24 protein-coding genes are annotated in these 23,141 nt (G+C 63.9%); all 24 read right to left on the bottom strand.

Features of this window, described 5'->3' with window-relative positions; all coding sequences use genetic code 11:
- Positions 1–21: 21 nt before the first annotated feature.
- The 24 genes from AC6EKW_RS02020 to AC6EKW_RS01905 all read right to left on the bottom strand — a co-directional run bounded on the left by AC6EKW_RS02020 (position 22) and on the right by AC6EKW_RS01905 (position 23,140).
- Positions 22–1,179, bottom strand: coding sequence for a glycosyltransferase (locus AC6EKW_RS02020; protein ID WP_498513541.1), 1,158 nt, complete (start codon positions 1,177–1,179; stop codon positions 22–24).
- Entirely contained in the window at positions 1,112–2,569 is a 1,458-nt protein-coding gene (locus AC6EKW_RS02015; protein ID WP_498513540.1) for an O-antigen ligase family protein, read from the bottom strand. Before AC6EKW_RS02015 ends, AC6EKW_RS02020 begins: the two co-directional genes overlap by 68 nt.
- Positions 2,566–3,798, bottom strand: a complete 1,233-nt coding sequence (locus tag AC6EKW_RS02010) for a glycosyltransferase (RefSeq protein ID WP_498513539.1) — start codon at positions 3,796–3,798, stop codon at positions 2,566–2,568. The genes AC6EKW_RS02015 and AC6EKW_RS02010 overlap by 4 nt, the downstream gene beginning before the upstream one ends.
- Positions 3,795–4,838 (bottom strand): phosphotransferase family protein, encoded by a 1,044-nt coding sequence (locus AC6EKW_RS02005; RefSeq protein ID WP_498513538.1) that lies wholly within the window; start codon positions 4,836–4,838, stop codon positions 3,795–3,797. The genes AC6EKW_RS02010 and AC6EKW_RS02005 overlap by 4 nt, the downstream gene beginning before the upstream one ends.
- Entirely contained in the window at positions 4,838–6,169 is a 1,332-nt protein-coding gene (locus tag AC6EKW_RS02000; RefSeq protein ID WP_498513537.1) for an MATE family efflux transporter, read from the bottom strand. The genes AC6EKW_RS02005 and AC6EKW_RS02000 overlap by 1 nt, the downstream gene beginning before the upstream one ends.
- Before the next feature lie 91 nt (positions 6,170–6,260).
- Positions 6,261–6,914, bottom strand: coding sequence for a CpsD/CapB family tyrosine-protein kinase (locus AC6EKW_RS01995; protein ID WP_498513586.1), 654 nt, complete (start codon positions 6,912–6,914; stop codon positions 6,261–6,263).
- Positions 6,915–6,979: 65 nt separating this feature from the next.
- Positions 6,980–7,759 carry a YveK family protein gene (locus tag AC6EKW_RS01990; RefSeq protein ID WP_273887157.1) on the bottom strand — a complete coding sequence of 260 codons (780 nt, stop codon included), beginning with the start codon at positions 7,757–7,759 and terminating at the stop codon, positions 6,980–6,982.
- 93 nt (positions 7,760–7,852) lie between these two features.
- Positions 7,853–9,778 carry an O-antigen ligase family protein gene (locus AC6EKW_RS01985; protein WP_498513536.1) on the bottom strand — a complete coding sequence of 642 codons (1,926 nt, stop codon included), beginning with the start codon at positions 9,776–9,778 and terminating at the stop codon, positions 7,853–7,855.
- Positions 9,779–9,892: 114 nt separating this feature from the next.
- The gene (locus tag AC6EKW_RS01980; RefSeq protein WP_498513535.1) at positions 9,893–10,435 is read right to left on the bottom strand and encodes an LPXTG cell wall anchor domain-containing protein; all 543 of its coding nucleotides are present in this window, start codon (positions 10,433–10,435) and stop codon (positions 9,893–9,895) included.
- Between the two features lie 219 nt (positions 10,436–10,654).
- A complete protein-coding gene (locus AC6EKW_RS01975; protein WP_498513534.1) occupies positions 10,655–12,451 on the bottom strand; it encodes an ABC transporter ATP-binding protein in 1,797 nt (598 codons plus the stop codon).
- A gap of 62 nt (positions 12,452–12,513) precedes the next feature.
- A complete protein-coding gene (locus AC6EKW_RS01970; protein WP_498513533.1) occupies positions 12,514–13,689 on the bottom strand; it encodes a nucleotidyltransferase domain-containing protein in 1,176 nt (391 codons plus the stop codon).
- Positions 13,686–14,516 (bottom strand): hypothetical protein, encoded by an 831-nt coding sequence (locus tag AC6EKW_RS01965; protein WP_498513532.1) that lies wholly within the window; start codon positions 14,514–14,516, stop codon positions 13,686–13,688. The genes AC6EKW_RS01970 and AC6EKW_RS01965 overlap by 4 nt, the downstream gene beginning before the upstream one ends.
- A gap of 129 nt (positions 14,517–14,645) precedes the next feature.
- Positions 14,646–14,840: a lasso RiPP family leader peptide-containing protein gene (locus AC6EKW_RS01960; protein ID WP_498513531.1), complete on the bottom strand. Its 195-nt coding sequence runs from the start codon at positions 14,838–14,840 to the stop codon at positions 14,646–14,648.
- Between the two features lie 110 nt (positions 14,841–14,950).
- The gene (locus AC6EKW_RS01955; protein ID WP_273887164.1) at positions 14,951–15,328 is read right to left on the bottom strand and encodes a lasso peptide biosynthesis B2 protein; all 378 of its coding nucleotides are present in this window, start codon (positions 15,326–15,328) and stop codon (positions 14,951–14,953) included.
- A 46-nt stretch (positions 15,329–15,374) separates the two neighbouring features.
- Positions 15,375–15,677 carry a PqqD family protein gene (locus tag AC6EKW_RS01950; RefSeq protein WP_273887165.1) on the bottom strand — a complete coding sequence of 101 codons (303 nt, stop codon included), beginning with the start codon at positions 15,675–15,677 and terminating at the stop codon, positions 15,375–15,377.
- On the bottom strand, positions 15,674–15,928 hold the full coding sequence (locus AC6EKW_RS01945) for a hypothetical protein (RefSeq protein WP_498513530.1): 255 nt from the start codon (positions 15,926–15,928) through the stop codon (positions 15,674–15,676). The genes AC6EKW_RS01950 and AC6EKW_RS01945 overlap by 4 nt, the downstream gene beginning before the upstream one ends.
- A gap of 18 nt (positions 15,929–15,946) precedes the next feature.
- A complete protein-coding gene (locus AC6EKW_RS01940) occupies positions 15,947–16,411 on the bottom strand; it encodes a response regulator (protein ID WP_498513529.1) in 465 nt (154 codons plus the stop codon).
- Positions 16,412–16,517: 106 nt separating this feature from the next.
- Positions 16,518–17,216, bottom strand: a complete 699-nt coding sequence (locus AC6EKW_RS01935; RefSeq protein WP_273887168.1) for a response regulator transcription factor — start codon at positions 17,214–17,216, stop codon at positions 16,518–16,520.
- A gap of 57 nt (positions 17,217–17,273) precedes the next feature.
- Complete coding sequence (locus AC6EKW_RS01930) at positions 17,274–19,193, bottom strand: PAS domain S-box protein (protein WP_498513528.1); 1,920 nt, start codon at positions 19,191–19,193, stop codon at positions 17,274–17,276.
- A 150-nt stretch (positions 19,194–19,343) separates the two neighbouring features.
- A complete protein-coding gene (locus tag AC6EKW_RS01925; protein WP_498513527.1) occupies positions 19,344–20,195 on the bottom strand; it encodes an SRPBCC family protein in 852 nt (283 codons plus the stop codon).
- Entirely contained in the window at positions 20,192–20,797 is a 606-nt protein-coding gene (locus AC6EKW_RS01920) for a nucleotidyltransferase family protein (protein WP_498513526.1), read from the bottom strand. Before AC6EKW_RS01920 ends, AC6EKW_RS01925 begins: the two co-directional genes overlap by 4 nt.
- Positions 20,787–21,605, bottom strand: coding sequence for an XdhC family protein (locus AC6EKW_RS01915; protein ID WP_498513525.1), 819 nt, complete (start codon positions 21,603–21,605; stop codon positions 20,787–20,789). Before AC6EKW_RS01915 ends, AC6EKW_RS01920 begins: the two co-directional genes overlap by 11 nt.
- Entirely contained in the window at positions 21,605–21,922 is a 318-nt protein-coding gene (locus tag AC6EKW_RS01910; protein WP_498513524.1) for an XdhC family protein, read from the bottom strand. The genes AC6EKW_RS01915 and AC6EKW_RS01910 overlap by 1 nt, the downstream gene beginning before the upstream one ends.
- A gap of 102 nt (positions 21,923–22,024) precedes the next feature.
- The gene (locus AC6EKW_RS01905; protein WP_498513523.1) at positions 22,025–23,140 is read right to left on the bottom strand and encodes a vWA domain-containing protein; all 1,116 of its coding nucleotides are present in this window, start codon (positions 23,138–23,140) and stop codon (positions 22,025–22,027) included.
- Position 23,141: the final 1 nt, after the last annotated feature.

Raw genomic sequence — 23,141 nt, 5'->3', positions numbered from 1 at the left:
CCCTAAAGACCCAGCGTGCCCTCACGCAACCCGCGCATAGATTTCCATCAGGCGCGTGTAATTCCGATCCGCCGTGTAATGTGTCTCGAACTCCTCCCTGGCCCCAAGGCGCACCCTCTCCAACAGCGCCGGGTCGTCCAGCAGAGCTTCGGCCTTGTCCTCCAGGTCACCGGCGCTCCGCGGGCTGAACTTCAACCCGGTCCTGCCGGATATCACCAGGGTAGACAGGCTCCCGAGGTCGCTCGCCAGCACCGGGAGCCCGCTCGCGTACGCTTCGGCGACGACCATTGGAAACCCTTCGTACCACAGGGAAGGCAAAACGAGAAACTCCGCCCGCTTCATCAAACCCACAACTTCACGCTCCCGAACCCTCCCCAGCCACTCTATTCCGCGGGTCTCCCTCGCTGCGCGACCGACCTCCCCGGAGAGCGGGCCGTCACCCGCTATCTTGAGGGTGATCCGCCGCCCCAACCTCCGCCACGCCCGCAGGAGAGTTTCGATTCCCTTCTCCCGGGAGAGTCGCCCGACGAACAGGACATACCCACCACCTCCGCCGCCCATCCCGGGGTCTCTCTCGACGAAGTTGGGCTTGACGAAGATCTTCTCCGGCGGCAGTCCACCTTCCACGAACTTGTCCCTGGCGAATCTCGTGAGGGCTATGTAGCCATCCACGACGTTCGACCAGGTTCGCAAAATCCGATGGGTCGTCAGCATGGTCGCGACCCCGGCGCTCGCGACGCGCTCGCCACGGTAACACGAACGCAATACCCCGGGCAACGGCACCCGTCGGCCGAGACAATCCTCGCACACCTCTCCCTCTCTGAAAAACTGCGCGTTCAGGCACAACAGCCGGTAGTTGTGAAGCGTCTGCACCACAGGCACCCCTTCCGACCGGAAGGCATAGTAGGCAGCAGGCGAGATCAAGGGAAAGGTGTTGTGAAAGTGGGCGACGTCCGGCTTCACATCACGGATCAGGGCCCGCAGATCATGGTGGACCCGACGGTTCCAGACCGTATCAGATGCCAGAGAAGCCCCGCTCATGCCATCGACCTGGTCGTTGTGCAGCGTATACCTTTTGACCGAGTGGCCTCTCTCCTCCAGCAGCCCGGCCTCAGCGGTAAACACCTGATCTTCGCCGCCTTTGTGCTGATAGTAGTTGTGCAGCATGATTATTCGCATCTGCTCTTCTCCTGCCTGCTTCTCTACCCATCACCGTCACGAAAACCAGCACGACCCCGAAGATCAAAACCGTCGAAGACCACACGAAGACGACGGAGAAGATCGAACGCACGCTGAGAACCATCATCACGCCCAGACACTCCACCCAAAGGGCCTTGCTGATGGGGCTCATCGCCGCCGTGCGCCTGAGCTTGACGATCGACACCCAGACCACCCCGAGGCCGACCAGCAATATGGCGCTGCCTATCACCCCGGTGTCTATCAGGGTCTCGACGTAGGTGCTGTGCACGGTGGATATATCGGATATGCTCAGGTTGTTGTCGAGAATGTACCTGCCCCCGGCGTTGGCCCCGTATCCGGTGAGCCATCTATGTCTGGCGGCCTCCAGGCTGGCCTTCCAGAAGACGGTCCTTCCCGTAAGGGTATCCAGCTCCCCGGTGCTCTGTCCCCGGTCCATGTAAGCGTAGATGGTGCCGGCGTAGGCCGAGAGCAAGACCCCCGCACCCAGGACCGCGGAGACGATCAGCAGAACGAACTTCCGGCCGGCGATCATGACCACCAACGCCCCCAGAGCGAACGCCAGGATCGGAGAGCGGCTCTGCGCGAGCAGCATGGTCAGCACGGAGAAAACGAAAAGCGGTCCGTAGAGCAGCCTCGATTTCCCCATGATCAACCTGGCCAACGCGACCACCCCCAGGATGGCGGAGAGCTGCCCCACCCCGTTCGCCGCGATGGCGGGCAGAGCCCCCTGCAGGGAGAAAGGAAGAACCCCCTTACTGGGCATAAGGGCATAGCTCGGCCATACCGCGACCCCGACATAGACCATCACCAAAGAGGCAAAGACCAGAAACCAGTTCCAATCGAAGATGCTCTTCAACGCGAGCATCCTGTTCGAAGGTCCCCGCACCACCTCGCTGACCATGAACGCGCTCAGGGCGAAGAGCAGCACCATGACCAGATACTCGAAAGACTTGTACAGGGTACTCCCCGGGTACACGGACCAGAAGGTCGAAAGCCCTCCCCACAAAGCGAATACGAAGTAGATCCCTATGACCCCCCGGATCAGGCCGGAGGCGAAACCGAATCTGTAGCGGGTAGCGAGAAACAGTATCGTCATCAGGCCAACCACCAGAAAGAGCAGGCGCACATAGTTGTCTACGCCGGCCTGGTTTATGGAATGGCGCACCTCTCTGGAGAGGTTCCAAACGGAACTGCCGGCCAGCAGGGCCGCCCAGGCGAAGTACAACGTCCGAAACGGAGCGGTGTGCACCGGCAGGCTCGCTACTTTGCCGAGCGTCAGGATGATAGCCGGTACGAAGAGGGTGGCGAAGAGCAGGATCAGCAACGCCAGGGTCACGGGATCGCTCATGAACAGAAACAGGTTGCTCATCGGCCCACCACCTCTCGATAAACCCCGGCTATGTACTCTCCTTTGTCGCGCCAGTCGTAGTCTTCTCCCACCCTCCGACGAGCACGAAGGGACATGCTCTGCAATACCTCCGGCTTGCTCCAGAGCAGCCGCATGGCCTCGGCGAGATCGTCGACCACCTGCTTCGGGCTACCCGCAGCGACCTTGTAGCCGTTTAGCCCGCTCACGACATGCCTCGCGGGACCTCCGATATCCAGACAAAGGAGGGGGAGTCCGATCGCCATAGCCTCCGCACACACCCATCCTCCAGACTCGTGCAGGCTGGGATGCACGAACACCTGACAACTCCCCAGCATCCGCAGAGCTTTCTCCCGGGGCATCCCGCCCATGAACCTCACGCGCTCTGCGAGACCCAGATCGACAGCCAGCCGTTGCAGCCGCTTCCTGTGGGGCCCATCACCGAAGATCAGATACTCCGATCCCGGAATGTCCGCTCGAGCGAAGGCCGCAAGGCCGAGATGGAATCCTTTCCAGTGCAGCAGGCGGCCGGAACTGGCGAACCTGAACGGCGCCTCTCTCTTCACCCCGAGCCCTCTCAGCATCTCTATTTCTTCCCCGCTCAGCGCTACCTGGCTGAGCAACCTGACGTCCCGGGCCCCGAGCGCCTCGAGACGGGAGGCGGTCTCCTCGGTCGCAGCAAACGCGACCCGGCTCTTTCGGGCCGTGATTCGGACGAGAGGGTCATGCTCACCCACGAACCGCATCACGTCCCTCGTGTCCTCGTAGACGAGGCCTCGAACACCGAAGCTCGTTCGGAAGCTCCGGGGGGCGTCTTCTCCACCGCCGACGGGTCCCCATACGAAAGGAACGGGAAGCAAGGAGAGCAGGCTGGGCTTCCAGTAACCGGCGAACGTGACATGGTGGGTTACGTCGAAACCCACGCGCTCCTGCAGGGCACGCATGAGCCGATAAGCCCCGATCTGCCAGAGGTAATAATATGTCTGTATCCCCCTCTGCCCCCGCCGCCACCATCCCACCGCGCCGGGCAGCCGGTAATATACGAAACGGACACCAGGCATGGGACGCCTGGAGACCTCTTCCTCTATGAAAGGTCGATGCCTGTCCTGGGTCAGCACCCACAACTCGTGGTGCCGGGCGATCTCCCTGATCATGTTCCACCCCAGCCCGAGCTCGGATCCTTCGTTGGGCCGACAGGCGAACGCGGAAAGGAGGACCTTGAGCCTCGTCATCCCGTCTTCCCATCCCACACGCTCCGCCGCCAGCGTTGGAGGACGTCATGCTCGCTCTGCCCGTCGCGCGCAGACTCCAGGTAGGCGTTGTAGGCGGCCAGGCGCACCAAGGTCCTCGCTTCTACAGCCCTCAGCCGATCTCCGTAAGCTTGCAAAAGACAGTCGGCGGCGCAGCGGGCGGCGCGTTCGGGAGACCAGCGGTGTATGAGGGCGGCCGTCTGCAACACGTAATAGGCCAGATCGAGGTGAGGAAATCCCTCCATGGAGCCGTACTCCCAGTCGAACGCAGTGAGCCCGCCCCTTCGATGAACCCGGAGATTCCATGGAGCGAAATCACCGTGCTGGATGGCCACCGGCCATCTCCTGTCCGAAAGAACCTCCATACAGCGGTCGAAGTCCATATCCCGGCTCGCGTCCTCCCTCACGGCCCGGAACCAGGGGTGCTCCCAGACCTCGATCCCGCTGTCCCCCGAGAGGTGTTCCAGAAAGCCCTTCACCTGCCCATCGGGAGGCAGAGAGGCTTTGACCCGCCTTCCATCCAGCGCTCCGGTCACGAGCATGGCTCCCTCATCCAGCCTCACATAACCGAGTGACCGGGGCCCCGCAAAAGCAGGGATGGAAGAGAGCATCAGGTGCTCTCTGGCCAGCCGGGCCACAGCCCGCCCTTCCGGTGCGTATTTGGCGTAGCCGACGATCCTGTCCTTGCCGGCAAGCTGCAACGTGATCTTGCAGGTCGGTCCCTCCGTCCCCACGAGCACGGCCAGCACGCCGGCGCCCGGGAGAAAATTCTCCAGGTGCCCGGCAAGCGAATAATGGTCCGCACCGCCGGCGGTGCGGCTCCTGAAGAATCCGCCGGCGGCGCGCGCCCGGACCATCCTGCGATATAACCTCGCCCTCAGCCTGTAGGCCGGGTAAAAGTCGCTCCCCCACCAACGCCACCAGTAGGACTCCGCCCTCACGTAGAGCCGCGGGTTCCTCCAGCCGGGCAGGGCGATCACACGGGTCCCGGGAGGGAAGAAAACGTTCCAATCGACCTCCATCAGGTTCCGTCTCCTTCACCGGCCAAAGCCTCGGAATTGCGCGAAGACCTCCTATAGATCACGAGCAGCGTCCAGGAGACCACGACCGTGGTTGCAGCCTGAAAACTCATCATCCCCACACCGGCGCCTCCGATCCCCCACAGGTAAGTCGCCAGAACCCCCAGGGTGCCGAGAACGACCGTCGATACCGCATAGGCCAAAAAGAGCCAGTCGGGTCGCTCCAGCGCTCTGACCGCCTGAGAGAGGACCTCTTTCATGGAGGCGAGCACCGGAGCGAACCCGAGGATCCAGAGCAGGCCCGCATACCCCGCATACTTGTCCCCGTACGCGAGCGACATCACCTGTTCGTGGAAGACGCCGAGCACCAACCAGTAGACGAGCGGGGGAACCACGTAAGCGACGAGGGAGAGCCGCACCCGGGAAGGCAACCTGCCCTGCTCCCGCGCCCGCACGAACCCGGGAAGCAAAAGCACCGTAAGGGCAGAGTTGGCCTGCAACATGGGCATCAAAAGGTTCATGAGGGACCGGAAAGCGGCGCTCGCCCCGAGTCCTCCCCAGAGCGGGAGTATGAGGTAGAAGATGTTGCTGGGGATCCACGAGAGGGCTTTGTTGCCCACCGACCAGCGTCCGTATTCCCAGTGCTTCCTGAAAGAATCCCTCACCAGCGGATCACTCACCTTCGGCATCTCCACGCGAAGCCGCAGGATCAACCACAGGCTGGAGATGAGGCTGCTGATCGCCATCACCCCCAGTGCCGCGGCGGGCGAGATCTCACCCATCTCGTATACTCCGAACGCTCCCACGAGCATGAGCACCATGTACAAAGCACCGCCGGAGGCGGCCATGCGCGGCTCGAGGCGCGCATAGCAGGCGCGCCGCACGAGCCAGAGCAGGAGCGTAAACGGACACGCGACCGAAAGCGCCATCAGGGAGATCGCGATCTCCCCCTGCCCCCGCCACACGAACCACACCCCGACACCGAACAACGCGGGGGCACACAAGATGGAGAACCCGATGTGACCATAGAGCATGGCCCCGAGGTAGCCAGAGATCCTCTCCCGGTAGCGCCCCTGACAGAAAACCAGCATCGGCTCTATCAGGACCGCCGTGTGCAGGACACCAACGAAAAGATAGACGGCAAACGCTATCCCGAAAGCCCCGTACTCCCTGGGAGTGAGCCAGCGTGCCAGCATTATGTTGAGGGCAAAGTTCGAAGTGGCGAACAACCCCTGGTCCATCAGCGCCCAGAAACCCTTCTCCAACAAACCGCGCTGCTCCCAGGCGCGGTTCATCACGCGCTGCACAACGGAGATGCCAGACCTCTCAAACATCAACACGCCGTCCGGCAAGGTGCACAACCGTCCCCCTTGCGCCACCGCCCGCTCCCCGAGCTCAGCAAGCCCACCCCTACCATCGAGACCTCTATCCGGCCGTGTAAAGCTGATAGGTCGCGTAGTTCTTCTTGGAGGCATCGACGTTGTTCACGACCGTCCCGAGCACGTTGGCACGGACGGCCTCCAGGCTACGGAGACTCTGGCGGAGCGAGCCTTTGCGGGTACCCTGAGCGTCGAGAACGATGAGCACCCCGTCTCCCTGGGTAGCCAGGATCACGGGATCCGAGACCGCACCGACCGGCGGAGCATCGAGGAGGACATAATCGAACTCCTCCCTGGCCTTCGCAAGCAGCTCGGCGAAGCGTCTGGAGCCCAGGGTTTCGGCCGGGTTCGGAGGGAGCGGGCCGGAAGTGAGTACTCTGAGCCCGGGAACCGGTTCGTGCCACAGCTCCCGCATCTCATACCCCCCGGCCAGAAGATCCACCACCCCCTGGAAATTACGCAGGCCGAACAGATGGTGCATGGAGGGAAGACGAAGATCACAGTCCACGATCAGGGTACGCCTCCCGGCCTGTGCCAGGACCACTCCAAGGTTGGCGCAGGTGAGGCTCTTGCCTTCTTTGGGCCCCGGACTCGTGATGACGATGACCCTGGGAGGATCGTCGACGAAAGCGTAGAACAGGTTGGTGCGCAGGGTACGGTAGGCCTCGGCCGCCGGCCCCATGGGGTCCTCGATGCTCACCAGCTTCAAAGGCTCCTCCGCAGGGGTCTCCTCCGGCTGGGACGGGATCTTATCTCGCTCGAACATCATCTGGCCCCTTTCTTGAGCGCTTTGGGTACTTTATAGTTGGGGATGATGCCGAAGGTGGGTACTCCGGAGACCCGCTCCACCTCTTCGGGAGAACGCCAGCTGTCATCCAGGTACTCCAGGACGAACGCCAGACCGACACCCAGCATGAGGCCTATCACCAGGGCGAGCGCCCCGTTCCGCACGGGGTTCGGGCTGACCGGCGCCTGTGGTTTGGATGCCGGTTCCCAGATCGTGGCCGTTATATCACCCGCCTGGGGGCTGATCTGGGCGATCTTGTCGGACGAGACCTGTGCTACGGTGTTCACTATGTCTCGGGCCAGGACAGGGTTGGATGTTCTATAGCTGATGTCGATGAGCTGGGTCGACGAGATCTGCTGCACGCTCAGACCATTCAAGAACGCCTCGGGGGTGGTCCTGAGGTTCATCTTGTCTATGACTTCTCTGGCTATGGATCGGCTCGGTATGGCGGCGGCGACGGTCTGGGTCACGCCCTGCAGCCCCTGTACGTCCCCGGCCAGGCTGTTCACGGCGTTGGACTTCTGGCTCATCCCCACGAGTATCTCGGCATCCGCCTGATAGACGGGGGGGAGCATCATGCTGAGGCCCACGGCGATCCCGGTCATCAGGAGCGAGACGAGAACTATCACGAGCACGCGCCTCCTCAAAACCCCGAGGAGTTCTTTGAAGGAGAGAGGCTCTCCGTACCCTCCAGCGGCTTCTTCGGACATCCCGTATTCCGGCTCTATGTGGTGCACCGCCGGCTTCGAGTTATACAAAGTTTTCCTCCGACTTCTCTCGCTGCCACGTAGCCGCCCAAGGGAATGTTAGAAAAGCCTCCGACGACGAACATCGGCCGTTCGGCATATTCATCAACCCGCCGAATGGTCTGTCTTGTCCCTCACCATGCTGGACGCTTTGCGTTCGAGCTCGACGTCGAGCGGGTTCCTGTGCAACGCCTCTCGGTAATAGGTGCGCGCCGACGTGTCATCTCCCCGCCTGGCGTAGTAATCACCCAGATACATGTACGGGGCGTAGTTTTCGGGGTTCAGCCGGATCTCCCGTTTGTACGCCTCCACCACCGTCTTCCAGCGGCCGAGTTCGAGGGCGATACGGGCCTTTTCGTCCGGGATTTGAGAATCCAGCGGGTTGAACCTTTCGGCCCGGTTCACGAACACGAGGGCTTTCTCCGGCGTAACGGCGGTCTTGCTCTGCTGCAGATAGTAGGCGGAGACGGCCAACGGGACCAGCACGGCGGCAGCCAGCGCGGCCACGCCGGCCCCCGTGAGCCGCATGGGCCATCCGCGGGTGGGGACCCTCACCACTTCCGGGTTCCCCCAAGGGGAGACCAGCAGCGCGAGGTAAACGATGGCGGGCATGGTTATCGCCGGGATCTGCCAGAACCACTCCGCGCTGGAATGAAAAAACCAGTAGGCCACGGAGGCCGAAAGCGCCCCGGCCTGGGCCCTGCCCTCCGGGCTCAGGCTGCGGAAACGCCTCCACAGCCCCGTTCCGACGCAAACGAAGAGGAAACCGAAGAACAAACCGGCTCCGACGACCCCCCTCTCCGCGAGCACCTCCAGAGGGAGGGAGTGTGGCTGGCGAACCGAACCCGCCTCGCTCTGACGCAACCTGTAGTAGGTCGCCTCGTAGTTCTGGGTTCCCACCCCCAGCAGGGGATGAGCCTCGAAGTCCTTCCACGCCACCTGCCACAGGACGTAACGTCCGCTCCCCGAAGCGCTCAGATAGCGGCTCTGTCCAGCCCCAGACGTGTCGTTGGTCTTGAAAGCCACCCACTTTTCGTGGGCCAGATCGATCGGGTTCCCGTAACGGTCCACGGCCACGGCGCCCCCCGCAACGACGGAGAGCGTGCAAAAGACGAGCACCACCGCACCAACCGCGCGGACCAGCCGACGAGGTGGGGTCCAGCCCCGGTCGATCACCGCCCACGTCAACCCGTAGAGCGCGCTCCCGGCGGAAAGCAGCCAGATCCTCGGGAGCGCGGACTCGAGCAGCGCCGCGGGGTTGCCACCCCCAGAAGACACGATATAGACGTCGTTCAAACCATGGAAGTTGATCCCGAGCGAGGCGACGACGGGCAAAAGCGCCACCACCCCTCGCAAACGAGCCCCGGAGATCAAGAAGAAGATCAAGAGGGACCCAAATATAGCCACCATCGCCCCGCGCGATTCGGTCAGTACGGCGAGCTGCGTGCAGAGCGTGGCCCCACCGATGACCAACCCCCTGATCAGGGGATTCACCATCCGTGATCCCGCCAGGTAGATGGAAACCCAGAACGGCACGAGCAGAAAAGCCGCCTCACCGTTGTGGTATCCCACAGTCCCGACGAGCCATCCGCCCTCCATCAGACCACCCACCCTGCTCTGGAGAGCCAGGAGGGTGAAGGCCGCGATCACGGCAGGTCCGAGGGAAGACGCCACGAGAACAAACCGGCGTGAAGCATCCAGAGAGATCAACACCAGCGCAGCCCAGAAAGCCAGCAGGTACAGCATGGTTTGCCCGGCTCCCAACCAGGCAGACCCCTTGTCGGCAGCCCAGAAGATGGAGGCAAAGGTCCAGGCAACGTAAGCACAGAAGAGGCCGAGAGCGAGAAGACCGGCTCGGCCCCTCAAAGCCCTGCCCGCACCGGCGATCGAGACGGCGAAAACCATCGCTACCAGCACGAACGCCGCCGGCACCCATCCGAGCGTGAAGTATCCTCCCTGGTCGTTGCCCATCAGAGAAGCGAGCAGCTCCACCGAAGACAGGGCCAGGGTGGGGGCCAGTCTCTCTTTCAATTTCATTCCCACGACGCTCTTCTCCGGATGTGTCAAGCAGAACAGGAACGCCGCCTGCGCTCGTGCAGGCGGCGCTTCGGACGTCTCACTCCAACCCGGTTCGTTCCTCCCACGCTATCGGTTGGAACGCCGGCGGAATACCGCTATCCCGCTGCCCAGTACGGCCACCCCACCGACGAGGATCGCGAGGGCTGGCCCACCAGTGCTGGGCAGGACACCGGACGTCAGGCCTGGTTCGGACGAGGAATGCACCGTCGCATCAGAAGAGTGTTCCGTCACTCGTGAGCTGGAAACCCCGGTCGTCGCGATGAGGGCGCTGCACGAGGACGGCTCGAAGACGCCGTCACCTCCGGAGACGTTGATCGGGGCACCGGTTACGGTTACCCGGAGGATTCCGTCACGAGAGGTGATTCTGGCGTTCTTGCCGTCCACGAACGTGGCCTGTGTACCGTCGGCATCCTGCAAAACGACCGAAGCTCCGGGCGCCGCAGTGAGGTTGCCCGCGAAGCTCATCGTCTCTCCCCCGGTGGAACAGGAAGCGCCCGCGCCGGCTCCCGCCGGAGAGGACGGTTTGGCATATTGATAGTCTGCGCTCTGCGCCAGAGCCAGCGCCCCCCACGCGAACGCTGCGACCACGACGATAATAGCGGCTGCCATCCCGTAGCCACCAGGATCCGTGTGCCGTGCTCCTCTCATACACTTCCTCTCTTTCCAAGGGGTCGCCTGGGTTCTTCCGTCACATACTAGGCGGCCGGAGGTAGGGGTACATCAGCCGGTCGGCACATTTGTCCGCAGCCAGAAGCGCTATTTGCAGTCCTCTCTAACCTCCTGAGGGATCAACCCCGGGTGCGAGCCTTCTGCCGAAAGGCGCCGGCTTCACACGGGACCAGCGACGGCATCCGCAGCCCCCGAGATTCCCTGCGCAGCGCACAGGGCCCGGAAGCGTCCGTTGTCATCCTCGAGCAGAGCCTTCCATTCACCGGACTGCACCAGGGATCCATCGTCGAGCACGTGGATGACATCAGCGTTGCGGGCGGTCGACAACCGGTGGGTTATCAGGAGTATGGTCGTCTCTCCGTGGAGTCTTTCTATGGCCCGCTGTATCTGTCTCTCGTTCTCGGAGTCGAGGGCACTGGTCGCCTCGTCGAGGATCAAAAGCCTCGGTCTCCGCAACAGGGCGCGAGCGAGCGCGAGGCGCTGACGCTCTCCTCCAGAGAGGCGTATCCCCCTATCTCCGAGCACGGTGTCCAGCCCGCGGGGGAGAGCTGCCACGAAACCATCCGCCGCGGCATCCCTAAGGGCTCGCCACATCTCATCCTCACCGGCCTCCGGGCAGGCCCAGAGAAGATTGGCTCGAACCGTGTCGTTGAAGAGAAAGGTGTCCTGCGCCACGTATCCGATGCGCCGGCGCCAGAGCCGGGCGTCGATCTCCCGGAGAGACACCCCGTCCACCAGGATGTCCCCCCGCCGGGGAGAGATCAACCTCATCACAAGGTCCGCAAGGGTGCTCTTGCCGGCGCCCGACGGGCCGACCAGCGCCGTCGTCCTCCCGGCTTCGATAGTAAGGGAGAGCCCTCGCAGGGTCTCGTCCTCGCCTTCTTCGTATGAGAAAGAGACGTTTTCGAACCTGATCCGCTGGTCCAACCCTACTTCCCTGCTCTCCGGGAGCACGGGTTCGGCGGCATCTTCGCAGAGCGCCACCTTCCTCATGACGCCGGAGAAGGCGGGGAGGTTGTTCAGGTAGTGCTGTATGCCCTGCTGGACGCCGGCGAAGAGCGGAACCACCCGGGTAAAGATGAACAGCAAGAGAAGAAGCCCGGCCGCGGGAAGGGAGATCACCTCGAAAGCCAGGTAGAGGATGATGCTCAGGGCGAGCACCGAGAGCACCTGGAACCAGAACCCGGCGGCGGAGTAGATACGCACCGCATCCAGACGCATTCGGGCGACCTGCTCCGCAAGCCCGGAGAACAGCTCCGTGTTTCGACGCTCCGCTCCATAGCTCTTGGTCGTCTTCATGGCGCCGAGGTGCTCGGTGGTGGCGGCATACAGACCGTTGGTCGCCAGAGATATATCCTCGCCGGACCATCGGGCCTCTTTCGTCTTCCTCCTCAACAACACCATGAGCAAGATGCCGCAGAAGAACACCATCACGGTCATCTCGACCGAGAGCCTGAGTGCGAACAGGACGTATATGGAGAGCACGAGGCAGCTGGACGCAACGGCCAGCATACTCTGCAGAGCACCACCGACCCTGTCCAGTTCGGTGGTGAGGGCGTGAGTGAAGTCGGAGGGGCGGCTACGCACGAAGGTGAGCCAGTCGACGTCGGCTACGGCTCGATAGAGCCTCCGGCGCAGAGAAGAGACGAAGTCCTGCTCGAGCCTGAGGGAGGAGATGGCCTGCTGGCGGCTCACGAGCGCCTGCAGGGTGGTGAGGATGACGTATGCGGCGAGCACGGGCACCAGAGTCGGCCGCACTCCCATCACTCCGAAGACGGCCGAAGCGGCCTTCGAGAGCATCCCGGTCCCCCCCTGCTGGACGTCCAGACCAGCGAAGTTCATCATGGGCACCAACAGTAGAAGCTGAACTCCCTGGGTCAGCGTGATGACCAGCGTAAGCACCAGGACGGCCAACACCCTCCAGGAGGCGAACCCGAAGAGCACCGAGATGAACATCCGGCTCTCCTCGATGATTCCGCGCGCCTCTGAACCATTCTCTTTTCCGCGCCTTCGCAGCATCAATCGCCCAACCTTCTCGATAAACGTCGGCCGTATTTACCAGCCAGCCGCATCGGCCTCAGAAGTCCGTAGAGCGGGATCAAAGGCTCGGGAAGCCTCACCGACCGCCAGTCTTCGGAGGAATATCCCGTCACGAACGCGAGGCAGTAGCGCACTCTGTCGGCAACGCCGTCCAGAAGTTCGAGGCGCAGCGGCTGAAACGAGGAATCTCGCAAAAGATCGGGGACGTCTCCTCCCCCCATCATGTTGTCGTAGACTTTCCCGGCCAGGGAATGAAGCGTGTCATCCTCCGCGAGGAGGCGACAGACCTTCGGGGGAAGCTCGGCTCCCAGCAGGGTGTGCGCGAGCAGGAGCCCGAGCCCCAGCATGCGCCTCCCCCTGGCTTCCCCGGCCGCTTCGAGAAGCATGTCCCAGTCGGGCGCAGAGCGCCGGACCAGACCGGCCACATCGCACACCCAAAGGAGACGCTGCCAGAGATGTTTCGCCCCGTGAGCGCAGAGCACGAGCAGGGTATCCTCGGTCGACAGCGTCGGCACCACACCGCTAGCGAGTGTCACCCGCTGCAGCCGGCCCCGCATCGCTCCGAGATCGAGCGGCAGCGGGAAACACCTGTCCGTGAGCTCCCAATGCAGCTCGACGACACAGCGCCCATCCGAGCGAGCGAAGACCAGCTCGGTCTCGCGGTCGAGCCATGTTCGCTGAGGGATTCCTTCCACCTCGGATTCAATCCTGTAACCCGAAGAGAGGAGGAGGTCCCGCGCCAACGGGACCTCTTCCCGGTCCACCAGCAGGTCGAGATCACCGAAAGGCCGCATCCCGAGCCCTCCATAGGCCAGCTGTGCGAGGACCGGCCCCTTGTAGGGGATGGCGGATATTCCTTCACTTCGGAGGATTTCGTGCAGCCTGATCAGTTCCCCGCTCATGTACAGGGAATTGGTCACGGAGACCCACCTGACCTCCTGCAGGCTTCGTACGACGTCCCCTGGTACGTACTCTAGACCGACCTCCTCGAGCTTCTTCAGGACGAGAGGAGCCACATTGTGCCCTCGAACCGCATGTACGAACTCCTCCCAACAGAGGCCACCACCCTCGAGGATGTCTCCGACCTCGTCTGACGCACCCCGCAAACACGAGAACAGAAGCCTCTCCTCGAGGTCCCCAAGCGCCCGGATCAAAGGAGATCGTCCTCCACACGACTGGCCACTTCAGAGAGACCGGCGAGCGACCACGGGCGTACGAGCACCTTGAAAGGCACCCGGTTCACCAGCCGCACACACTGGAGGAAATGCTCCTTCTCCCCCACCCCCAGCATGACCTCCGCCCCGAAGGTGTGCCGCGTGAGCTCGACGAGAGCCCTGTGTGGCGGCAGGTCGTCCAGGACTATCTCCTCCCCATCCCCCCCACACACTCCCAGCAGATAGACCCGGATCAGAGGCAGCGGACCGCCCGCGAAATCACCGGAAACCTTCCGGAGGCGCTTCTCGAAGTCCGGGTGGATGCGGTCCATCTCCTGCGCATCCATACCGAGAGCAAAAGCCGACTCGGGCCACAGCTTGATCTGCGGGAATGCCGGAAGAACGTTCACCTCTCCGTCCTCCACCTTCACGGCGGTGACGTCGTCGGCGACCAGATCGTACCCTCTGGCATGCAAGGCCGCCGCCATGGTCGACTTACCCCACCCCTTGTTCCCCATGAAGGCGACGACCCCCTCACGCGTGGCGACCGAACTCGCGTGCATGACGAAGAGCCCCCTCTGTTGCAACAGGACGGCCAGTACAGGCCCCGTAAGAAAGGTACGAAACAGGTTGTCCTCGACGCCCGGTACAGGATCGGCGAGTATCTCACGCCCCTCGACACACGAGAACGACCCGACATGGGGCCAGAAAAGATGCGCCCGTTCTTTGCCATCCCGGCAGTAGCCGCGGTCAACCGCCTCAGAGGGTATCCGGTCGATCCGGCCGAGCCGGATCGAGACATCGGCTCGCCCGCCGGCGCCGGGCATCAGCTCCGGCAGGTCGATCTCCGAACTTATCCTCAGGCCATATGCCGTGTAGGAGAAAATCCTCTCCTCCTGTCGATAGAATGCTCCCCGCGCGGGGCGGGGAGCAAAGCCCGGCTTCCCGCAGAGCAGCTAGGGCCTGTGCTGCGGGTTGTTGTAGATGTTGCCTATCTGAGAACCCAGGCCGGGCGCTACACACCCATCGGAAGGGTTGCATCCCGGAGGTCCCGAGTTTCCGAAGGGCGGATGGCCGCGTCCGTGCAGGGTTATCTCCTCCACCCTGCCGTATACCATCAGGCGCGGAGCCTCATATCTCTTTTTGCCCATTTGCCTCTCACCTCCTCTCCGAAGAGTCCGATCACGCCCTCAATATAGCCACGGTCGTGGTGTGACGAATCCCCCTTCCGGCCCATTTCCTGGTCGGCCGAACTACGGAATCATCCGGCGGGCAACGAGGTTATGACCCTGTAACGCTCCAGATCGTAACCACCTACGATAGCCCGCCCTCCGTACTCCACCCAGGCATGGGCCTCGATTCCACCGGAGTCACTTCCCGCGACTCCTATGCGCACCAGCGAGGGATGTCCGTGTCGGGAGAGCATCGCCTGGGCCGCGATGGCTCGAACGAGGCAGGTCTTTCCGCCGGGGAAAAGGCTTCCGGCCAGATCGAGCGCCCGAACGACATCCTCCACCTCGTGGGGCTCTCCTCGAAACAATCGTCCTCCGAAGAGCGCGGGAACGGCCTTCAGGTGCTTCAAAGGGACCAGGTGTACCACCAGCCTGGTCCCTTCCATGCAGACGGCCGCTTCGACCACCAGCCTCCTGCCCGGTGGGCGGAGAGCGCAAAGAAACCGCAACCTCTCAAACGCGGCTTTCATCCTCGACATAGATCAATCTCCTCTCCAGGAGATCCCATAGCAGAAGCTCGAGCTCCCGTTCGCAGACGTCGGGCGACACATCATATTCGTCCAGGAGGACCTCGCGGATCTCGAAGAAGTTCCTCGGTTTCTCCTCCAACAGCCGCCACACCCGAGCCCCCACGGGATTGAGCCCGTAGTAGACTCCACCACGGAGATCGAGGAGCGCGACCCCATCTCCGAGCTCGCTAGACACCACGTCACCAGCGAGGTTCATCTTGTGTCCTTTCGACAACATCCTGGTCATCGCCGTCCCGCCTTTCCGTCCACAGGGAGAGGAACCTCAGCCCTCATCCTGATCGGAGCTTCACCCATCTCCCGCAATCCCGCAGCACCCCGCTCGAAGAACTTCTCGGCATCGATAGGGAGCACCAACCGCACGCACCCGGAGGGATAGCGTGCAACCACGCGTTCAATGGCTTCACGGATGCTTGTGTCTCTCACCGCAACCCACACGCGTTCGCGTCCTCTTGTGGCTTCCACGACGACCCTGACCATGCCTCACCTCCAGATCGTTCAGGCCTGATTCATGTTGAACCCTCTTCGCTGCTCGAGAAATATCTTCTCTATCCTGCGCACCAGGTCCTCCGTTCTGCCCGGCCACATGGAGGTGTAGTCTGCAGAATATCGGGCACCCTCTGGTTGGGTGCCCAGCTCCAGCACCGGTATGTGGGAGAACCGCTCTTCCCTCTTCAGGCTGCCAAGGAAAGTATCCCGGAGACCAACCTCGAGCCCGGGCGCGAGTACGATGACGAGCACGCCCTCCAGCATCCTCTCCATCCGCGCACGGTCCTGTACCGAAACCAGCGACACTTCGCTGACCTGATACCCGGCTCCTGCGAGAAGCAGAGCAAGGGTCTGCCCCACGACGGGGTCCCCATAGATCACGGCGATTTCCGCAGGTCTGCGGCCAGGGTTTCCTACCATTTTCTCATCAGACCCCTGTCTAAGCCTCTCGCGAGGATCAACTCCTACCGACAAGATCATTTGAAACTAATGATGGGCAAAGATCGGTGTTCTGAATACCGGCCGGGTGGCGCATATTGCGCCACCCGGCCGGCACATTTGCGAGCCTTCCGCTGTTCGTTCAGATGTCGGCGGGGGAGATTATCCCGAGCTCGAACGCCTTGACCACGGCCTGGGTACGGTCCGAGACCTCCAGCTTGGCGAAGATGTGCTCTACGTGGTTCTTGACGGTCCCGAGGCTTATGTAGAGGGTCTCGGCTATCTTGGGGTTGGTGTAGCCCTTCATAAGAAGCCCGAGCACCTCCATCTCCCGCGGCGTGAGAAGCTGCATGATCCTCTCTCGTTCGGGGTTGAGGTCCACCGGTCGGGTCCTCTCGGGGTTCCTGGCCAGCTGCTGCAGGAGCGCGGTGGTGAGCTTGCGGTTGAGCGAGACCTCGCCGTCGAGGACCTTCCTTATCGCGGTCGTGAGCTGTTCGCGGGGGGAATCCTTCAGAACGTAGCCGGAGGCTCCGGCCCTTATGGCCTCCAACATGTATTCCTGGTTCTCATGCACGGTGAGTATGAGCACGCTGGTCTTCGGGTATCGCTGCTTTATGGCCCGGGTCGCGGCGAGCCCGTCCATCCTGGGCATCCTGACGTCCATCAGCATCAGGTCCGGATTCTCCCGGCGGCACACCTCGAGGGCCGCCTGCCCGTCAGATGCCTCCCCGACGACCTCGAAGTCGGGCTCGGCGGAGAGCATGGCCTTGAGCCCGGCGCGTACGAGGTCGTGGTCGTCCACCACCACCAGCCTGGCCGGTCTATCCGATGTCTTCTCCAATCTACGATCCCCCCACTCTACGAAAAGATCCTTCCGCGCAGCCGCGGCTTGAAAGCCTCAACGCCCCGTACGCCCGGCGGCGAGGGTCCCTCCCCACGGATTCGGCCTTCCCCAAGCCACGGGAACCCGGGCCGTTATCGCGGTACCCCAGCCTCTTCTGCTCAAGAGATCGAACCTCCCACCGAGCAGCGTGAGCCGCTCCCGCATCCCGGAGACCCCGACACGTTCACCCGGCCCCTCCCCCACCAGGGCCCCCGGCTCGAACCCGCATCCCCAGTCCCTCACCCGCAGCACCACGTCGTCCCCCTCGCGCCAGAGGCCTATCCGCACCTTATTCGTTCCGGCGTGCTTGCGCACGTTGGTCAGCGCTTCCTGGACGACCCGGTAGAGCGCGGTCTCGACCGTGGGGGGCAGCCGCTCACCACCGAGGTTCTCATCGTAGGACACATCCCATCCCTCCTCACGCAGAGCCTCCACCCGGAGCCGGATCGAGGCAGCCAGCCCGAAGTCGTCGAGCTCGGTGGGGCGCAGCTCCGCGATTACCCGGCGGGACTCGGAGATGGTCTTGTGCACCATCTCGATAACCTGCTCAAGAAGCTCCCGTCTCCCCGGTGCTCCCTCTGGGAGCGCCGCGTAAGCCTGCAGGTGCTGGTAGGCGGCGACCGCTATCTGGGTGAGGTCGTCGTGCACCTCGTAAGCGATCCTGCGTCGCTCCTCTTCCTGCGCCGTGAAGAGCTTGCCGACCAGATCCTGCAGCTGCTTCTCCCTTTCGGCGAGCTCTCCGTAGAGTCGGGCGTTCTCCAGAGCGCTCGCCGCTTTGCTGGCCAGGCTGATGAGGATCTCCACCATCCGGCCCTCGGTGAGGTCGTCCGGGCCGTACACCTCGAGAACTCCCAGGGTGTGCTCGTGTATCCGCAGCGGCAGATAGAGCGTGCTCAGCTTCTCCTCGCGGTTCTCGGGATGGCGCAACTCGATGAGCCGGTGCTCTCCGCTGCGCAGGACCTCGTAGAGCGCCCGCTGGGCTTCGGGCGTGTAGCGAGCCCGGCTCCAGAGGCTCTCGAAACCTATCGCGCGCCAGACCTTGAGCCTCCCGTCCTCCGCGGGCACGCTGATGACGGCCGTGGTGAGCGTGGAGATGCGGCGCATTATCTTGAGCAGCCTGGTCCCTATCTCCTCGAACTCCAGCGTGGAGCTCAGGAGCTGGCTCGCCTCGTAGATCGCGAGCAGGGCGTCCACGCTGTGCCTTAGCTGATCCTCGGCCCACTTTCTCTCGGTGACGTCGTAGACCACGAAGCAGAGTATGTCCCGCCCGGCGTGGGAGATCACGCTGATGCTCCCCTCGACCCTCTTGGCAGAGCCGTCGGAACGGCGGTGCGCGTAGCTTATCGGGAAATGCGCCTCGACCCTCAGGCTCTCCCCGGCGAGCCTGACGACGGGACCGAGGTCCTCCGGGTCGACGATCTCCTCCAGACGGACGCCGGAGAGCTCCCCAGAACCGTAGCCGAGCATGCGCTCGCAGGCGGGGTTGGCTTCGATCACCTCCCAGCTCTCTGGCTCGACGAGGAACATGGCCTCCGCCGCCTGCTCCACCACGTGGTGGTACAGTTCCTCCCGCTCCTTGCGCCTTCTGGTGTCGTCGACCGACAGCGCCCTCGCGACCGCACCTACCACGCGCTCCGGCCTCTGCAGCGAGACGTAGTCGTCGGCGCCGGCCCTCATGGCCTCGACCGCGGGATCCTCCCCGGCTTCCTCCCCGAAGGCGATGACAGGACACCCGCAGACTCGTCTTTTCAACCACCCCCGCAGATCCGCCTCGTTCCCCACGAGGACGATGTCGAAATCCGAGCCCGCCTCCACGACGTCTCCCCCCGCAACCCGGTCGGTTGAGACCTCGTATCCGGCGCCGAGAAGCTCATCCGTGAGAACCCCGGCCTTCTCAACGGAGGAGCCCGCGACGAGCACGCGCAACCGCCTCATCCGGACCATCCTCCGTCTTTCGATGTCGCATAATAAGCGCGGGTGTCGTGTCGGATCATGCCACCTTCTTCCCTTCCGGCGCCCGGCCACCCCTCCGCCGGTTGGCGGCATTCTAACCTCCGCCACGAACCCGCGCCAGCGGGGAGACGCCTACCTCCTCGCGCGAAGGATCAGGACGATCAGCGCGATCGCACCGATCCCGGCGGCGACCGGAACGAGCCGCTTCATGAGGGCCTCCCGGCTCGCCGCACCGAGGTCGAGCGGCTCGGGCTCCTCGGGGGGCTCGCGCCGGGGGGTCTCACGGGTGGTCGAGCGCTGCCGCTCCCCGGACCTCTCCTCCTCCCGGGCAGCCTGTTCGGAGACGACGGACCCGACCGTGACCGCGCCGAGCGAGCTCCCGGCCGTCACCATGGGGTCTTCGCTCACGACGTTCCCGAGGGTCGAAGCCCCGGCGACGGACGCTCCGGCGGCCTCGCCGCCCGCCGGGGTTGACCCCGCGCCGCCGCTCGAGGACGCCCCGGAGCCACCGTCAGCTTCGGATTCGCTGCTCTCTTCTCCGCCCGCTATCTCGCGCTCGAGGCAGTCTGCGAACTGCTCGAAGATCTTCGAGGCGACGTCCTGCGCCACACCCCGGCCGAACTGGGCCGCGCGGCCCGTGAGGCGCATGTCGGTCTCCACGTTCACCCGCGTGCCTCCATCGGCCTCTTCGAGGGTGGCGGTTATCGTGGCCGAAGCGGTGCCCTGCCCGCGGGAATCCCGCCCCGTCGCCTCGAGCACGGCCCGGTGGCCGGAGTCGTCTCTCTCTTTGTAGGAGACTGTCCCTCTATAGTTGGCCGTGATCGGACCGATCTTGACCTTCATCGTGCCCTTGTAGGTGCCATCCTCCTGCTGCTCCTGTATGGAGGCCCCTGGAAGGCACGGCGCTATCCGCTCGAGATCGAGCATCACCTTCCACGCTCGCTCCACCGGCACGCCGACGGTGAACTGGTTTTCTATCTTCATCTTCTCTCCTCCTCTTTCGATAGCCTCACAAGGTCTTCTTCGGTGTCCACGTCCTCCGGGCTGGCGACCTCCCCGCACTCTACATCAAAGACCATCTCCGGGTGCCGCTGCAGAAAAGGCCTCGCCCCCCTGTCGCCGGAGAGCTCCATCTCGAGGGAAGGCCACACGTCCCTGCGGAACAGTACCGGGTTGCGCCGCTCCCCGCCATAGGTGGCAACAGCCACCCTTGCACCGCGCTCGTAAGCCTCCACGAGCCTCCGCACGGCCCCGGCCCCGGCGAAGGGTTGATCTCCGAGCATCACGACGGCGGCACCGACCTCCGGGCCGCACGCCGCCAGCCCTGCCCGTACCGAGGTGGACTGACCCTCCCGCCAGTCACGGTTCTCCACGATCCGCACCCCGTAATGCCCGCAGATCCCGCGCATCCTCCCGGCTTCGTATCCGACGACGACGATCACCTCATCCACCGGCGACTTCAGCGCCTCCTCGACGACGGCGCACACGAGCGGCTTCCCACCGAAGTCGGCGAAGAGTTTCCCGCCGCCGAACCGGCTCCCCTCCCCGGCGGCGAGCACGATGGCGGCCACCGTCTCACCCGGCACGCTCTGTGGTGGCCTCCTCGTAGCGCTGCAGGTGTATCGGCCCCTTCCGCTCCGCCAGCCTCCCGCCACGATGTCCGGTCTCGAGCGCGATGATCTCGGCTGCGATGGCCACCGCCGTCTCCTCCGGAGTCCTGGCCCCTATATCCAGCCCGATGGGGCTCGAGATGCGGGAGAGCTCCTCATCGCTGACCCCCTCCTCCCTGAGCCGCGCCGTCCTCTCGTCGTGGGTGCGGCGGCTGCCCATCGCCCCTATGTACCCGGCCTCAGTCTGGAGTGCGGCCTTGAGCACCGGCACGTCGAACTTGGGGTCGTGCGTGAGCACGCAGATGACGGTGCGCCTGTCCACGGGAGCGCTCTTGAGGAATTCGTCCGGCCAGGCCACGACCACCTCGTCCGCCGTCGGGAAACGCTCCCGGGTTGCGAAGACGGGCCTCGCGTCGCACACCGTGACCCTGTAGCCGAGGAATTTCCCGATGCGCGCCACGGCGGAGGCGAAGTCTATCGCCCCGAAGACGTACATCGCCGGAGGAGGAGCGAACGCCTGGATGAAGACGCCCACGTCATCCATCCGGCGCTGCCCTCGAGGCCCGAAGTGGCGGGTACCCGTGACCCCGCTCGCCAGCATCCCGCGTGCCGATTCGACCACCGCGCGGTCGAGGTCCTCGTTGCCCGTACCCCCCAGGTGCTCTTCCTGGAAGACGAGTAGCTTCCCGCCAAGATACTCCTCCGGACCGTCTATGACGGTCGCGACGGCGACGGGGACTTCGTCCTCGAGCGCCTCCTTCCAGCGCGCGAGCAGCTCGCCCATCAGAAGTCCACCCGCTCGACGAAGATGTGGATCGTACCTCCGCAGGTGAGCCCGACCCCGAAGGCCTCGTCGTCGGAGATGCCGTAGGTCAGAAGCTTGGGCTTCCCGCTCCGGATCACGGACATCGCCTCCTCGAAGACGGCGGGCTCGACACATCCCCCGCTCACCGAGCCCACCACCTCCCCGTCTTCGCTGACGGCCATCGAGGTTCCCGGACCGAGGGGACCGGACTTCTCTACCTTGACGACCGTCGCGAGCGCGGCTTTCTTTCCTTCTTCCCTCCAGCCTGCCACTCTGTCTATGACCGGGTTCCGCATCTGGCCTCCTCTGCCCTTCTTACCTCTATTCTATCCGCTCTCCTTCTCCACCGGTAACCTCCGAGACACCTCCGTCGCTCGACGGCCGGAAGGGCGAAGCTGCTACCGGTGATGTCCCGCCGCCTCGGCGATGGCTCGCGCGAGGCGGTGCAGCGAGTCGAAGTTGTTCCCGGAGAGGAAGGTGTCGACGTAGGGCAGAGCGGCGGCCATCCCGGCGGCGAGCGGTCGGTACCCCGGACGGGCTTTGAGCGGGTTGACCCAGATGACGTGGTAGGCGAGCCTGTGGATGCGGCTCATCTGCTCGGCGAGGACGTCCACTTCCCCGCGATCCCACCCGTCCGAGAGTATGACGACGATCGCACCGCGAGCCATCCCCCTCTGTCCCCACCGGTCCACGAACTCCTTCATGGCATCCCCGAGCCGCGTTCCTCCGGAGAAGTCTTCCATCGCATCCGCCGCCCTCCGGAGCGCCACATCCGGGTCGCGCGTGGCGAGCTCCCTGGTGAGCCGCGTGAGCCGGGTGCCGAGCGAGAAAGCCTCGAAAGGGAGGCCGGAGATCACGCCGGCGTGCAGGAACCTCAAGAGAGCCCGGCTGTAGGGAGACATCGAACCCGAGACGTCGCACAGCACCACGACCCGCCTCGGTTCGCTCCGCGCCCTCCTGAACCGGTGCCGCACGGCCTCACCCCCGGTGCGCATCGCCCCGCGCATCGTCCGGCGTGCGTCGTATAGACCTCTCCTGGCGGGCTCCAAGCGGCGCGTCCTCCTGAGGGCCCCTCCGACCCGCAGTTCGCTCAGGAGCTCGTCCAGCTCTTCGAACTCCTCGGGCGTATACTCAGAGAAGTCTTTGCGCCGCAGGACCTCGACGGGGCTGTAGCGGAGCGTAACCGCTTCCTGGTCTCCTTCGCGGTCAGGCCTTACGGTCTTCTTCGCCGGGAGCACGGAGTCCTTCGGGGAAGGTATCCTGAACCGCACCTTCGGCACCGGTCTCTGCCTGTACTCCCCGCCTCTCTCCCAGAATATCTCGAAGGCCCGATCATAAGTCTCGCCGTCCTCCGGTCGGGAGGTGAGCGTGACCTTCCCGGCCCAGTAGACATCCTCCCGCCTCCCGGCGTCGAGCTCCTCCAGGGCCCGGGCGAACTCCATCACCCGGTCGGGTCCAACGCTGAGACCCGCCCCGCGCAGCACCCGCCCGAAGGCGACGGCTGCGTCCAACATG

The sequence above is a fragment of the Rubrobacter sp. M3-4 genome, from assembly GCF_059772285.1.
This window is presented reverse-complemented; position numbering and strand designations above follow the sequence as displayed.